Annotated in this window: 12 protein-coding genes; 6 read left to right on the top strand and 6 right to left on the bottom strand. The window is 73.5% G+C overall.

All coding sequences use genetic code 11. The features are described from left to right. Positions 1–4: 4 nt before the first annotated feature. The gene (locus tag ABEB17_RS06980) at positions 5–244 is read left to right on the top strand and encodes a DUF6458 family protein (protein WP_345715956.1); all 240 of its coding nucleotides are present in this window, start codon (positions 5–7) and stop codon (positions 242–244) included. A 64-nt stretch (positions 245–308) separates the two neighbouring features. On the opposite strand, the gene ABEB17_RS06975 is transcribed toward ABEB17_RS06980, so the two are convergent. Then, positions 309–2,180 carry an acyl-CoA dehydrogenase gene (locus ABEB17_RS06975; protein ID WP_345715955.1) on the bottom strand — a complete coding sequence of 624 codons (1,872 nt, stop codon included), beginning with the start codon at positions 2,178–2,180 and terminating at the stop codon, positions 309–311. 217 nt (positions 2,181–2,397) lie between these two features. On the opposite strand from ABEB17_RS06975, the gene ABEB17_RS06970 reads away from it, so the two are divergent. From ABEB17_RS06970 to ABEB17_RS06960, 3 genes are read left to right on the top strand one after another with little or no spacing between them, the layout of a single operon-like run. Then, positions 2,398–2,730, top strand: a complete 333-nt coding sequence (locus ABEB17_RS06970) for a metal-sensitive transcriptional regulator (RefSeq protein WP_345715954.1) — start codon at positions 2,398–2,400, stop codon at positions 2,728–2,730. Beyond that, on the top strand, positions 2,727–2,960 hold the full coding sequence (locus ABEB17_RS06965; RefSeq protein ID WP_345715953.1) for a heavy-metal-associated domain-containing protein: 234 nt from the start codon (positions 2,727–2,729) through the stop codon (positions 2,958–2,960). Before ABEB17_RS06970 ends, ABEB17_RS06965 begins: the two co-directional genes overlap by 4 nt. A gap of 11 nt (positions 2,961–2,971) precedes the next feature. Then, positions 2,972–5,113: a heavy metal translocating P-type ATPase gene (locus ABEB17_RS06960; protein ID WP_345715952.1), complete on the top strand. Its 2,142-nt coding sequence runs from the start codon at positions 2,972–2,974 to the stop codon at positions 5,111–5,113. 94 nt (positions 5,114–5,207) lie between these two features. Here ABEB17_RS06960 and ABEB17_RS06955 read toward each other — a convergent pair whose 3' ends face one another. From ABEB17_RS06955 to ABEB17_RS06935, 5 genes are read right to left on the bottom strand one after another with little or no spacing between them, the layout of a single operon-like run. Beyond that, positions 5,208–5,801 carry an MOSC domain-containing protein gene (locus ABEB17_RS06955; protein WP_345715951.1) on the bottom strand — a complete coding sequence of 198 codons (594 nt, stop codon included), beginning with the start codon at positions 5,799–5,801 and terminating at the stop codon, positions 5,208–5,210. Next, positions 5,798–6,754: a threonine/serine dehydratase gene (locus ABEB17_RS06950; RefSeq protein WP_345715950.1), complete on the bottom strand. Its 957-nt coding sequence runs from the start codon at positions 6,752–6,754 to the stop codon at positions 5,798–5,800. The genes ABEB17_RS06955 and ABEB17_RS06950 overlap by 4 nt, the downstream gene beginning before the upstream one ends. Beyond that, positions 6,751–7,146, bottom strand: coding sequence for an ankyrin repeat domain-containing protein (locus ABEB17_RS06945; RefSeq protein WP_345715949.1), 396 nt, complete (start codon positions 7,144–7,146; stop codon positions 6,751–6,753). The genes ABEB17_RS06950 and ABEB17_RS06945 overlap by 4 nt, the downstream gene beginning before the upstream one ends. A 30-nt stretch (positions 7,147–7,176) precedes the next feature. After that, positions 7,177–7,959, bottom strand: a complete 783-nt coding sequence (locus ABEB17_RS06940; RefSeq protein WP_345715948.1) for an SIR2 family NAD-dependent protein deacylase — start codon at positions 7,957–7,959, stop codon at positions 7,177–7,179. Between the two features lie 43 nt (positions 7,960–8,002). Next, positions 8,003–11,365 carry an ATP-binding protein gene (locus ABEB17_RS06935; RefSeq protein WP_345715947.1) on the bottom strand — a complete coding sequence of 1,121 codons (3,363 nt, stop codon included), beginning with the start codon at positions 11,363–11,365 and terminating at the stop codon, positions 8,003–8,005. A 138-nt stretch (positions 11,366–11,503) separates the two neighbouring features. Here ABEB17_RS06935 and ABEB17_RS06930 point away from each other — a divergent pair, with 138 nt between their 5' ends. Both ABEB17_RS06930 and ABEB17_RS06925 read left to right on the top strand, forming a co-directional pair. Further along, a complete protein-coding gene (locus ABEB17_RS06930; protein WP_345715946.1) occupies positions 11,504–13,636 on the top strand; it encodes an MMPL family transporter in 2,133 nt (710 codons plus the stop codon). Next, positions 13,633–14,307: a hemerythrin domain-containing protein gene (locus tag ABEB17_RS06925; protein WP_345715945.1), complete on the top strand. Its 675-nt coding sequence runs from the start codon at positions 13,633–13,635 to the stop codon at positions 14,305–14,307. The genes ABEB17_RS06930 and ABEB17_RS06925 overlap by 4 nt, the downstream gene beginning before the upstream one ends. The last annotated feature ends 104 nt before the right edge of the window (positions 14,308–14,411 follow it).

The following is a 14,411-nucleotide window of genomic DNA, read 5'->3' as shown; positions in this document are numbered from 1 at the left end:
TGACATGGGTATCGGTGGAGGCATCTTCCTGCTGGTCGTCGGCGGCGTGCTCGCCTTCGGCGTCCAGGACAGCTGGGACGCGCTCGACCTGACGGCCATCGGCTACATCTGCATCGCGGCCGGCGTCCTGGCGATCATCCTGTCGCTGGTGATCAACCAGCAGCGGGCGAACACCTCGCACCAGGCCGTCGTGGAGCACCGGGAGACCGGCATCCCGCCGGAGGACACCACGCGCCGACCGTAGGCGTGGAAGACGAGGGGCCGCCACCCAGCCGGGTGGCGGCCCCTCGTGCGTCGGGTGACGCGACTCAGAACGCGTTCTCGGGCACGTCCATCAGCGCGTTGTCCATGGCCTCGGCGATGGCCCGCTCGGCGGCGATCTTCGGCAGGACGGTGCGGGCGAAGAAGGACGCGGCGGCGACCTTGCCGGTGTAGAACGCGTGGTCGGACGTCGACACCTCACCCTTCAGGGCCTCGGCGGCCACCTCGGCCTGGCGCAGCAGCAGCCAGCCGACGACGAGGTCGCCGGTGGCGAGCAGCAGCCGCGAGGTGTTCTGGCCGACCTTGTAGATGTTGGCGATGTCGCCGTCCTGGCGCGGGTCCGAGGACATCAGCGCGGCGACCATCGTGCCGACGATGCCCTGCACGTCCTCGAGGGCCTTGCCCAGCAGCTCGCGCTCCGTGCCCAGGTCGCCGCCGCCGCCCTTGGCGAACTCCTGGATCTGGGTCGCCAGGTGACCCAGCGCCTGGCCCTTGTCCCGCACGATCTTGCGGAAGAAGAAGTCCATGCCCTGGATCGCGGTGGTGCCCTCGTACAGGCTGTCGATCTTGGAGTCGCGGACGTACTGCTCGATCGGGTAGTCCTGCAGGAAGCCGGACCCGCCGAACGTCTGGAGCGACTCGGTGCCCAGCAGCACCCACGCGCGCTCCGAGCCGCAGCCCTTGACCAGCGGCAGCAGCAGGTCGTTGACCCGCACGGCCATGTCGGCGGCCGAGCCGGCCTCGAAGTCCTCGCTGCCACCGGCCGCCTGGCCGGCGACGTCCACGGTGTCCTGCTGGCTGGCGGTGAACAGCACCAGCGCGCGCAGGCCCTCGGCGTAGGCCTTCTGCAGCATGAGCGAGCGGCGGACGTCCGGGTGGTTCGTGATGGTCACCCGCGGCGCGGCCTTGTCGGTCATCTGGGTGAGGTCGGCGCCCTGGACGCGCTCCTTTGCGTAGTCGAGCGCGTTCAGGTAGCCGGAGGACAGCGTGGCGATCGCCTTGGTGCCGACCATCATCCGGGCGAACTCGATGATCTTGAACATCTGCGCGATGCCGTCGTGCACCTCGCCGAGCAGGGTGCCGACCGCGGGGATGCCGTCGACCTCGCCGAAGCGCACCTCGCAGGTGGTGGAGACCTTGAGGCCCATCTTGTGCTCGACGTTGGTGACGAAGGCGCCGTTGCGCTCGCCCTTCTCGCCGGTCTCGAGGTCGACGTGGTACTTCGGCACGATGAACAGGCTCAGGCCCTTCGTGCCGGCGCCGGCGCCCTCGGGGCGGGCCAGCACGAAGTGCACGACGTTGTCGTAGAAGTCGGCCTCGGCGCTGGTGATGAAGCGCTTGACGCCGCTGATGTGCCAGGTGCCGTCGGGCTGCTGCACGGCCTTGGTGCGGCCGGCGCCGACGTCCGATCCGGCGTCCGGCTCGGTGAGGACCATCGTGGCGCCCCAGTGCTGGTCCACCAGGTGCTGGGCGAGGGTCTTCTGGTCGTCCGTGCCCAGGGCGTAGAGCACCTTGGCGAAGGCGAAGCCGGCGGAGTACATGTGCACGGCCGGGTTGGAGCCGAGGACGAGCTCGGCGATGGCCCAGCGCAGCGACGGCGGGATGACGGTGCCGCCGAGCTCGGCGGGGATGTCGGTCCGCCACCACTCGGCGTCCAGGTACGCCTGGTAGCTCTTGCGGAAGGCCGCCGGGACCGTCACCTCGTAGGTCTTCGGGTCGTACACCGGCGGGTTGCGGTCGGAGTCGAGCAGGCTCTCTGCGAGCTCGTTCTCGGCCAGCCGGGCGACCTCACGCACCATCTCGCGGGCGGTGTCGGTGTCGATGTCCTCGTACGGGCCCTGGCCCAGCAGCTCCTGGCGCCCGAGCACCTCGAACAGGGTGAACTCGATGTCGCGGACGTTGGACTTGTAGTGGCCCATGACGCGGGTCCTTCCAGGTGAGGCGCGTGCGGGCAGTGTTACCCGCCAGTAACTCCCATGATGCTACTCGTCGGTAACACGCGCAACCCCTTCGCCCCTGTTGCTCATCTCACGCCGGTTTGCTCACCCCCGGCCGCCGCCGCAGACGGGTTCAGCGGTCCGGGGTGAGCAAGCCCCCTGCTGGGTGCCCCATACGGGTAGGGGGTATAGTGTGCACATGAGCGACATCGACGCGACCCTCCTCGACCAGCCGGACGACGTCCCCGCCCTGCCGGGGTACAGCGAGACCAAGCAGGCCCACCTCAAGCGGCTGCGCCGGATCGAGGGGCAGGTCCGCGGCATCGCGCGCATGGTCGAGCAGGACCAGTACTGCATCGACGTGCTCACGCAGGTGTCCGCGGCGACCAAGGCGCTGCAGGCCGTGGCCCTCGGGCTGCTCGACGAGCACCTGTCGCACTGCGTGGTGGACGCCGTGGCCGCGGGCGGCGACGAGCGCGACACGAAGCTGCGCGAGGCGTCCGACGCGATCGCCCGGCTGGTGCGCTCGTGAGCACGGTCACGAGCACCAGCACGTACGCGGTCACCGGGCTGACCTGCGCGCACTGCGCTGCCGCCGTCCGCGAGGAGCTGTCGGCGCTGCCCGGTGTCACCCGCGTGGACGTCGACCTGGTCGCCGGCGGGACGTCGTCCGTGACCGTCCTCGGGACGTCGGAGCCGGCGCGAGCGGACGTCGTGGCGGCGCTCGACGAGGCCGGCGACTACCGGCTCGCGGCGCGCTGAAGGTGTCGACGATGAGCGCGGTCGAGCTGAGCATCGAGGGGATGACCTGCGCCTCGTGCGCCACCCGCATCGAGCAGAAGCTGAACAAGGTGGACGGCGTCGTCGCGACCGTCAACTACGCGACCGCGACCGCCAGCGTCGCCGCGCCGGCCGGGGTGAGCACCGCTGAGCTCGTCCGGGTCGTCGAGGCCACCGGCTACCACGCGCAGACCAAGCAGCCGGTGGCGCCGGGCGACGACGCGGACGCCGAGACGCAGCAGCTGCGCCGTCGACTGGTCGTCTCGGCCGCGCTGGCCGTGCCGGTGACGCTGCTGTCGATGATCCCCGCGCTGCACGTGCCCGGGTGGCGGTGGGTGGCGCTCGCCCTGGCCGTGCCGGTCGTCACGTGGGGCGCGTGGCCGTTCCACCGGGCCGCCTGGACCAACGCCCGGCACGGCGCCGCCACCATGGACACCCTCGTCAGCCTCGGCGTCGTCGTGGCCACGACCTGGTCGGTGCTCGGCTGGTGGCTCGGCGCGGACAGCTACCTCGAGGTCGCCGCCGTGGTCACCGTCTTCCTGCTGGCCGGTCGGTACGCCGAGGCGCGCGCCCGGCGCAGCTCGGGCGCCGCGCTGCGCGCCCTGATCGGCCTGGGCGCGAAGGACGTCGCCGTCCTGCGGGACGGTGACGAGGTGCGGATCCCCGTAGCCGACCTGGCCGTCGGCGACCTCTTCGTGGTGCGGCCGGGGGAGTCGGTGGCCACCGACGGGGTCGTGGTCGACGGCACCAGCGCGGTGGACGCGTCGATGCTGACCGGTGAGCCGGTGCCCGTCGAGGTCGGGCCGGGCACGGACGTCGTGGGCGCCACGGTGAACTCCGGCGGCCGGATCACGGTGCGCGCCAACAGGATCGGCGCCGATACCCAGCTCGCCCAGCTGACCCGCCTGGTCGAGCAGGCGCAGAGCGGGAAGGCCGACGTGCAGCGGCTCGCCGACCGCGTCTCAGCGGTGTTCGTCCCGCTGGTGCTCGTGGTCGCCGTCCTGACCTTCGTCGGCTGGTTGCTGGTCGGCGGCTCCGCCACCGAGGCGGTCACCGCCGCGGTCTCCGTGCTGGTCATCGCCTGTCCGTGCGCGCTCGGCCTCGCCACGCCCACGGCGCTCCTGGTCGGCACCGGCCGCGGCGCCCAGCTCGGCATCCTGATCAAGGGCCCGCAGGTGCTCGAGTCCACCCGCCGGGTCGACACCGTCGTGCTGGACAAGACGGGGACCGTCACCACCGGCCACATGCAGGTGCTGGACGTCGTCGCCGGGCCGGGTAGGTCCGCGGCGCAGCTGCTGCGGCTGGCCGGCGCGGCCGAGCACGGCTCGGCCCACCCGATCGCCCGGGCGCTCGCGGAGGCCGCGGCGCGAGACGGCGTCCTGCCGGTCGCTTCCGACTTCCGCAGCCTGGACGGGCTCGGCGTGCAAGCCGTCGTCGAGGGACGCGATGTCCGGGTCGGGCGGCGGTCCTGGCTCGAGCAGGGCGGCGTCGGCGTGGTCGACGAGCTGCTCGCCGCGGCCGACCGCGCCGAGCAGCAGGGGCGCACGGTCGTCTGGGTCGCCTGGGACGGCGCCGCGCAGGGGCTGGTGGTCGTCGCCGACGCGGTGAAGGACACCTCAGCCCAAGCCGTGCAGGCGTTGCGACAGCTGGGACTTCGGCCGCTCCTGCTGACCGGCGACAACCGGCGTACGGCGATGTCCGTCGCCGCGCAGGTGGGGGTCGACGGGTCGGACGTGGTGGCCGAGGTGACGCCGCAGGACAAGCTCGCCGTGGTGCAGCGCCTGCAGGCCGAAGGGGCCGTCGTCGCGATGGTCGGGGACGGCGTGAACGACGCCGCGGCCCTGGCCGCCGCCGACCTGGGGCTGGCGATGGGCACCGGCACGGACGTGGCCATGGAGGCCTCGGACCTGACGCTGGTGCGCGGCGACCTCGTGCTGGCCGCGGACGCGATCCGGCTCTCCCGGGCGACGTTGCGCACCATCAAGAGCAACCTGTTCTGGGCCTTCGCCTACAACGCGGCCGCGATCCCGCTGGCCGTGGCGGGGCTGCTGAACCCGATGGTGGCGGGTGCCGCCATGGGCCTGAGCTCGGTGTTCGTGGTGACGAACAGCCTGCGGCTCAGGCGCTTCCGCTAAGCCAGACGCCACCCACCCCCGCACGATTCGCGCTACCCGTGGCTATGAAGCCCGGAAAAGCACGTGTATCGCGAATGGTGCGGGGGGGGGCGACCTAGGGGAGGCGCGAGCGGCGGCGGACCCGGGCGCCGGCCAGCGCAGGGTCCTGCAGGGCGTCCGTGACCAGCATGACCCGGCCGACCCGCAAGGTGCCGGACGTCGTCGGGTTGGCGCGCAGCCCACCGCGCCCGCGCAGCGCATTCCGGGCACCCGGTGCCAGCCGGTCGTCCATCCAGGCGCACGGTGAGGTCTCGCCGCTCGCCTCGAACTCCACCAGCCCATCGCCGCTGTCGAGGCTGAAGGTCTTGTGTCGCAAGGCGTTCAGGTCGATGCCGCGGACGACGATGTTGCGCCGGGCCAACCGTGGGTCGAGCGACCCGGCGGTCAGCCCGAGCTCGTCCTCGACCGCCTCCAGCGCCTCGGCGGCGAAGAAGCTCACGGCCGAGGCGAGCTGGGACACCTTGCCGTAGAAGCGGTCGCCGCGGATTCCCTGTCCGGCCACGACGTCGACGTGGTCGGGATAGCTCGTCGGGTGCGGGCCGACGCCGTCAGCGGGATCGCGCGAGTGGAACCAGTAGTTGTGGCCGGGTGAGACCACGAGGGCCTCGATCCGCGCATCGAGGGGATGACCTGCCGACCCGGCGCTCATCCCAGGTCCCGCGGGTCGGTGTTGGCGCCGCACAGCACCACGGCCACCCGCTCACCCGGGTCCGGGCGGTACGCACCCTCGACCAGCGCGGCGACCGCGGCGGCGCAACCGTGCTCGACGACCAGCCGGCACTCGCGCCACAACCGCTCCCGCGCCTCGATGATCGCCGCCTCGCTCACCAGCACGCTGGGCACGTCGTTCGCGGTTGCGGCCTCGAAGGCGATCGACCCGAGCCGGCGAGCGCCGAGCGAGTCGGCCGCGATGCCGCTGACGTCCACGTCCACCGGCTCACCGGCGGCCAGTGCGGCGTGCAGTGTCGGGATGGTCTCGGGCTCGACGCCGACCACCCGGGCGCGCCCGGCCAGCGCGGTCGCGACCCCGGCCATCAGCCCGCCACCACCGACCGCGAGCACGACGGTGTCGACGTCCGGCACCTGCTCCGCCAGCTCCAGCCCGAGGGTGCCCTGCCCGGCGCAGATCTCCGGCTGGTCGTAGGCGTGGCAGAACAGCGCGCCGCTCGCGGCGGCGCTGGCCAATGCCGACTCCTGCGCGTGCGCGTACTCGGTGCCCTCCTGGACGACGCGCGCGCCGAGCGCCGCCAGCCGGGCGACCTTCACGGCCGGCGCCGTGGTCGGGACGTGGATCTCGGCCGGGACGCCGACCACTCCCGCCGCGTAGGCGACGGCCAGACCGGCATTGCCACCGGAGGCGGCCACCACTCCCGTGCTCGTCAGGTGCCCGGACTCCCGTGCGCTGAGCAGCCGGTTGAACGCGCCGCGCGCCTTGAACGAGCCTGAGTGCTGCAGCAGCTCGAGCTTGAGCCAGAACGGGTCCGGGCCGCCGGCGACGCCCAGCGCCGCCGGGTCGACCTCCGCCACCGGGGTGCGCCGCACCGATCCCTCGATGCGGCCTCGCGCCGCCATGACGTCACCCAGGCTGAGCGAAGGGCTCATGGTCGCGGCGCCTCGAGCAGCGCGACCATGTCGTCCAGCTCGAAGAACCGGGCGAGGTCCAGCGCGCTCTTCGCACCACCCGCGGGATCGGCGCCGGCGGCCAGCAGCAGCTCGACGCTGCGCGTCTGCCGGCGGAAGGTGGCCGCGCCCAGTGCCGTCTGGCCGCGGTCGTTCTGTCGCTCGGTGTCCGCGCCGCGCTGGACGAGGGCGTCCACGGTGTCCGGGTGCTCGTGGTACGCCGCGAGGATCAGCAGCGTGTCCCCGGCCGGGTTGGTCAGGTTCACCGGCAGGCCGGCGTCCACGAGGGCCGCGAGCTCGTCGGCCCGGCCCTCGCGGGCCAGGTCGATGGCGTGGTGCAGGAAGTCCAGCTCCGGCCCGGTCAGGTCACTCACCCGAGCGACGCTACCCCGCGGCTGACAGCACTACCCAGGGACGCCGAGCAGTTCGGGCAGGGCCGCGTCGGCCGCCAGTGCCACGTGGTGCTGGAACGAGCCGCCCGCCGGACCGGGGTCGACGCAGATCGTCAGCGCACCGACGTCCTCCGCGTAGCGCACCAGCCCGCTCGCCGGGTGCACCTGACCCGACGTACCGATGGCGAGGAACGCGTCGCAGTACCGGACCGAGCGCTTCGCGGCCCACAACGCGTCGACGTCCACGGTCTCGCCGGACAGCACCATCTCGGGCCGCAGCCGGGTACCGCACCGCGGGCACACCGGCACCGCGCCACCGTGGCTGGCCTGGTCGTGGGACGCGAATCCGCACGTCTCGTCCAGGCAACGGCTGCGGAACAGGTTGCCGTGCAGGTGGTGCACCCGCTCGCTGCCCGCTCGCTCGTGCAGGTCGTCGACGTTCTCGGTCACCAGGGTCACCTCGGTGCCGTCGGCCACCCGCTGCTGCTGCCAGGCGGCGAGTGCCCGGTGACCGAGGCTCGGAGCGGCGTCGCGCACCGTGGCGCGGACCGGGCCCCAGAACGCCCACAGCGCGTCGAGGCTGCCGGGCAGCTGGTCGGCGTGGTGGAACGACGCCAGCTCGCCGTCCTCGTAGCCGCCGCCGGCGCCACGGAACGTCGCCGGCCCGCTCGCCGCGCTGATCCCCGCGCCGGTCAGCACGAGCACCCGCCGGGCCAGCCGCAGCTTCGCGCCGAGTGCGCGCACGTCAGCGGGACGCGTGACGGACGTCGAGGAGCGGTCGGAACGCAGGGGCATCTGCCAGATGTCGGACGTCCACGGCGGCACTTGAGCCCGTGCCTCAGAACAACTCGGACTCAGTCGTGACCTGGGCCGCCGCGAGGCAGTCGCGGGCGAGGTCGGCCCACGGCACCAGCCCGAGCCGCTCGTGGACGTCGAGGGCCGACTGCAGGTGGGTCAGGCCGGCTGCCGTGTCGCCGAGCGCGAGCTCGAGCCGGCCCAACGTGAGAGACACCGACCCGAGGCTGCCGGCCGACATCCCGCCCACGGTGATCCGGTCGGCGAACGGCGCGAGCTCGTCGCGCAGCGCGTGCAGCGCCTCGCGGTCGCCCAGCTCGAGCCAGAGCAGTGCGCGGACGACGGTCAGGAGCTCCCACAGGTAGTCGCGGTGCAGTGGGGGCTGGTTCGCCCACGAACCGATGAGCGCGCGCGCCTCGTCCACCCGACCACCCAGCGCCAGCGACAGCGCGTGCAGGTCGTGGAACTCCGGCACCACCAGCATCGCGCTCGCGAACACGTCCGTGAGCTCTGGCAGGCGCCCCGCCGCGTAGCGGGCCGTCGCGAGCTGGCACAGGTCCAGGCCCGCGCCAGGCATGGAGACACTGGCCTGCAACGCGACCAGCGGCACCAGCCCGGCCTCGGCGCCCTCGACGTCCCCCTCCGCGAACCGCATCATGGACAGCCCCCAGCCGGAGATCAGCCGCGAGGCCACCTCGTGGTGCTGCCGGGCGAGCTCGTGCGCCCGGGTGAGGTCGTCGCGCGCCGCCGTCCAGCGAGCGAGCTCGCCGTACGTGCTCGCTCGCGCGCACAGCGCCCGCGCCAGGTCGCCCGGGTCGCCGCGGCGCTCGGCGATGGCCACCAGCTCCTCGCCGATCTCGTCGCGCCAGTGCGTGTTCTCCGGCTGCTCGATCGCGACGTGCACCACGTGCAGCAGCGACTGCAGCCCCTCCTCGGTGCAGTGCGCCCGGGCGAGGTCCATCGCCTCGGCGACCAGGGCCGAGCGCACCTGCGCCGTGTCCGGCAGGAAGAGCTGCTCCATCGCGAGGGCCGCCAGGACCCGGGCCCGCAGCTCACCCTCGCTCGGTGGCAGCTGGCGCTCGATCCGGTGCCACAGCGCGATCGCGGCCGGGTGCGGCTGCTGGTAGCCGCGCCAGGTCCAGACCGCGTGGTCGGTGATCAGCAGCGCGGCGCGCGCCGCCGCCGCGGCGTCGCCCTCGGACAGGGCGAGCTCGGCGGCCTGCTCCAGGGGCTCCCAGGCCTCGGCCACCCGGCTCATCCGGTGCCGGGCCTTTCCGAGACCGCACAGCAGGCGGTAGCGCTCCGGCCCGGTGGCCAACGGGTCCGCGGCGACGGCGTCCAGCGCGATCTCGTACAAGCGGGCGGACTCGTCGTACGCGGTCTGCTGCTCGGCGAGGGTGGCGGCGCGGGCCGCGAAGGTCCACGCCGACCGGGCGTGCGTCGGGCCGGCCAGGTGGTAGTGCTGGGCGAGCTCGGACAGGTGCGCGTCGATGTGCCCGACCCGGCGGCGCTCCAGCGCCTGCGCGACCCGGGCGTGCGTCCGGGCCCGCCGCGGCCCCGCCGCCCAGCCGTACACGCTCTCGCGCACCAGGGCGTGCGCGAACCGGTAGCGACCGGGCGTGCGCGGGTCCTCCTCGACCAGGCCGGACATCAGCGCCGCCTCGATGACGGCGTCCGTGTCGTCCGGGCTGGACTGCGCGGCGTCCTCGACGACGTCCAGGTCGAACGAGCGACCGACCACCGCGGCCGTGGCCAGCACGGCCTCGCTGCCCTCGGGCAGCTGCGCCAGACGCAGCCGGACGACGTCCCGGACCCCGTGCGGGACGTCCAGCCGACGCGCGGCGGCCAGGTCCGTGAGGACCCCCTCGCTGGCCAGCAGCCGGACCAGCTCGCTGACGTAGAAGGGGTTGCCGTCGGTGCGCTCGGCGACCGCCGCCGCCATCGCGTCGTCGACGTCCACCCCGGTGCGGTCGCGCACGTAGGCGGCGACGTCGTGGACGTCCAGCCCGTCGAGCGGGATCCGCAGCGGGTCGGTGCGGGCCAGCGACGCCAGCGTCTGGGCGAGCGAGGGGGAGATCTCGGCCTCGGCGGTCCGCGTGGTCGCGACCACCACGGCGGGCAGGTCCGGCAGCAGCGCGGCGAGGCGGCGCAGCAGCCGCAGGCTGTCCGGGTCGGCCCAGTGCAGGTCGTCCAGCACCAGCAGGCTGCCGGTCGGCGAGCCGATCGCCTGGAGCGTCGCCGCCACCGAGTCGGCCAGCTGGAACGTGGACGACTCGCCGTCGAGCGTCTGCGACGGCCCGGTCGTGAGGTCGGGCAGCTGGACGCCGAGGTCCTCGAGCGCGCTCGCCCACGGGCGCAGGGCCGGCGTGCCGTCCTCGGCGTCCCACCCGCCCCAGCCGCAGCGCATGCCGCCGGCGAGCGCGCGGGCCACGGCCGTCTCCGCCAGCCGGGTCTTGCCGATCCCCGGCTCCCCGCTGACCAGCACGAGCCGGCCGTGGCCGCTGCGGGCCCGGGCCAGCACGTCGTCGAGGGCGTCCAGTGCCGCCGTCCGACCGACCAGGCCGAGCGCCACGTCCCCGTCGGTGGCCCGGTCGGCGAGGACCGCGCGGCCGGGTTCGCCCGGCACCGGGACCGGCCCGGTGCCGGGCTCCAGCGAGGCGTCCTGCGCCAGCACGGCCTCCTCGAGGCGGCGCAGCTGGGGGCTGGGGTCCAGACCGAGCTCGTCCACCAGGTAGTGCCGGGCGCGACGCAGGGCCTGCAGCGCCTCTGCCTGGCGCTGCGTGGCGTACAGGGCGCGGGCCAGCAGCTCCCACAGCCGCTCGCGCACCGGGTGCTCGGCGACCAGCGCCTCGAGCTCTGGCACCGCGGACGCCGCCGCGCCGGCCGCCAGCTCGGCGCCCCACCGGTCCTCGATGACACCGAGCCGCAGGCTGGCCAGCCGCTGGGCCTCCGCGCCCAGCGCCGGCACGGACGACAGGTCGGCGTACGCGTCGCCGCGCCAGCGGGACAGCGCGGTGACCAGCAGGTCGCGCGCCCGGCCCGGATCGGACCCAACGAGCTCGCGACCCTGCGCCGCCTCCCGGGCGAAGGCCTCGGCGTCCACCGCACCGGCCGGGACGACGAGCGCGTAGCCGGGCGCGCGGGTGACCAGCACGGACGCCGGGGCACGAGCCTCACGCTCAGGCTCGAGGAGTCGGCGCAGGTTGGCCACGTAGGCCTGCAGCGACGCCATCACCTTGGCCGGCGGGTCGTCGTCCCAGAGCTGGTCGACGAGCCGCTCCACCGAGACCGGGCGTCCGTTCGCGGCCACCAGCAGGCCGAGCAGCGCGCGCTGCTTTCGGCCACCGAGGTCGACCTGGTGGCCGTCGCGGACCACCTCGAGCGGTCCCAGCACGTGCACCTGCACGCGCGCAGCCTAGAGCCGCGACCCCGTGCTCGGCAGCGTCCTTTTCCCGTCCAAGAAGGATCCAAGTGGCAGGCAAGGGGCCGCCCCCACCCTCGGATCAGGCCGCACCGTGCGGCACCCAGATCCACGGAGGACCAGATGACCAGCCTGTTGCACCGGGTCGGCGCCGCCACGGCGGCTCACCCCTGGCGCACGATCGCCGGATGGCTCGGCGCCGCCGCAGTCGTCGCCGCGCTCGCGACGACCCTCGGCGGCCCCCTCGTCGACGACTACACCCTGCCCGGCAAGGACTCCCAGCATGCCGCCGACCTGCTGAAGGAGCGCTTCCCCGAGCGGTCCGGCACCAGTGCCCGCGTCGTGCTGCACGTGCCGGACGGCGACAGCGGGACCGTCGCGCCGACCACGGTCGCGGCCGTCACCGGCCAGCTCCAGACGCTGCCGCACGTCAGCCTCGTCGAGCCCGCGCAGACCAGCGCGGACGGCCGCACCGCCGTGCTGTCCGTGCAGTACGACGCCCCGGTCACGGACGTCGACCCGCCCGCCGCGAACGCAGCGCTGGACGACGCGGCTGCACCGGCGCGCGACGCCGGTCTGCAGACCGAGCTCGGCGGCGAGGTGCCCGACCAGATCGCGCCGGGCGGCAACTCCGAGATGATCGGCATCGCCGTCGCTGCGGTGATCCTGGTGCTGGCGTTCGGGTCGCTGCTCGCGGCCGGGCTGCCGCTGCTGATCGCACTCGCCGGGCTCGGCGTCGGCATGGGGTTGGTGACCGTGCTGGCCGGCAGCACCAAGATCAGCACCATCACCCCGACCGTGGCCGCGATGGTCGGTATCGGCGTGGGCATCGACTACGCCCTGTTCATCGTGGACCGGCACCGTCAGCACCTGCTGGCCGGTGAGTCGGTCGTCGAGTCGGCCGCTGCTGCGGTCTCGACCGCCGGACGCTCCGTCGTGGTCGCCGGCTGCACCGTGCTGGTGGCGCTGAGTGGCCTGGTCGTCAGCGGGCTGCCCAACTTCATGCTGATGGGCGTCGCGACCGGCCTGGTCGTGGCGGTCAGCGTCGTCGCCGCGACCACCCTGCTGCCCGCGCTGCTCGGCCTGGCCGGTCAGCGCGTGCTGGGCCGGCGTACGCGTCGCCGGATCGCCGCCGGCGAGCCCGCCGTCGTCGTCCGGACGCGCCCGACGATCGCGCACCGCTGGGCCGTGCAGGCCGTCAAGCACCCGTGGCGCTATGCCGCGGCGAGCCTGGCCGTCCTGCTCGCGCTGGCAGCGCCGGTCCTGGGCATGCACCTCGGCCAGAGCGACGCGAGCAGCGAGTCGACGTCCAGCACGACGCGTCGGGCGTACGACATCGTGGACGCCGCGTTCGGGCCGGGCTCGAACGGTCCGCTGGTGGTGGTGGAGGACCTGACCGTCTCGGGCGCACCGGCGCCTACGGCGCTCGCCGCGCAGCTCGCCAGCTACCCCGGCGTCGTGGCCGTCGGCGCCCCGGTGCTCGACGCGCACGGTGACACGGCCGTCGTCACGGTGGTGCCGTCGTCCGGACCGCAGGCGGCGGCGACGTCCGAGCTGGTCACCACCCTGCGGGCGGACCTGCCGGACTCGATCTCGCTCACCGGGCCCACCGCGGGCTTCATCGACTTCAACGACTTCGTGCAGGAGCACCTGCTGCGGGTCATCGTGGTCGTGGTGGCGGCGTCGTTCCTGCTGCTCTGCCTGCTGCTGCGCTCGATCGTCGCACCGCTGAAGGCCGCGCTGATGAACCTGCTGTCGGTGGCCGCCGCGTACGGCGCGATCACCGCGCTGTTCCAGTGGGGCTGGGGGACGTCGTTCCTCGGGCTGGAGAAGGCGGTGCCGGTCAACGCGTTCGTGCCGCTCTTCATGTTCGCGATCCTGTTCGGGCTCAGCATGGACTACGAGGTGTTCCTGCTCGGCCGGATCAAGGAGGAGTGGGACCGCAGCCACGACGTCAAGGGCAGCGTGGTCGCCGGGTTGTCCTCCACCGCCCGGGTGATCAGCTCGGCCGCGGTGATCATGGTCGCCGTCTTCGCGGGCTTCGCGATGGACGACTCGGTGGCGGTGAAGATGATCGGCACCGGCCTGGCCGTCGCCGTCCTGGTGGACGCCACCATCGTCCGCCTGGTGCTGGTGCCCGCCGTGATGACCCTCATGGGTCCCGCCACCTGGTGGCTGCCCGGACGTCGTCCGCGCCCCACCGCTCCTGCTGAAACCCCCACCCGTGAACTCGTTCTCGCAGAGGAGATGTCATGACCGCCATCGACACGACCGAGCGCCCGGACACCCGGGACATGGTCACCGTGCACCGCTTCCTGCGACGCGAGTTCCGGTTGGCGCCGGGCCTCGTGGAGCGGGTCGCCGCCGGCGACGTCCAGCGCGCCGCGCTGGTCGGGCAGCACCTGGACTTCATGTCCGAGTTCCTGCACCACCACCACAGCGCCGAGGACGAGGTGCTCTGGCCCGTGCTCGTCGAGCGGGTGCCGGACGAGCTGGCTCCGCTGGTCGAGCTGATGGAGGCCCAGCACGAGCGCGTCGACGAGCTGCTGCAGCAGATCAACGCGCTGGTGCCCCCGTGGACGCGGACGGCGTCGGCCACCGACCGGGACCGGTTGGCCGCGCTGCTCGCCGAGCTCTACGTCGGGTTGCACGAGCACATGGAGGCGGAGGAGACCCGCATCCTGCCGCTCGCCGCCAGCTGCCTGACCGTGGCCGAGTGGAAGCGCGTCGGCGAGGTCGCGACGGGGGAGCACCCCAAGCGGCAGCTGCCGCTGATCCTCGGGATGATCGAGTACGAGGGCGACCCGGAGGTCGTGGCGGAGCTGGTCGCCAACGCGCCGAGGCTGCTGCGGCTGATCGTGCCGCCGCTGTCGAAGCGGGCGTTCCGCAAGTACGCCCTGGCCCTGCACGGCACCACCACCCCCTGAGGCGCCTACCCCCACTTCCGCCACTCAGGCCAGTTTCCGCCGCTGAGGCCGGCTTTCTGCTCGCAGAACCGGGCTGGGTGGCGGAAACCGGGTTGGGTGGCGGA

The sequence above is a fragment of the Angustibacter luteus genome (assembly GCF_039541115.1).
In the GTDB taxonomy this organism is placed as follows: Bacteria; Actinomycetota; Actinomycetes; order Actinomycetales; family Angustibacteraceae; genus Angustibacter; species Angustibacter luteus.
The sequence above is the reverse complement of the archived record's forward strand: the minus strand, read 5'-3'. Positions and strand labels throughout refer to the sequence as shown.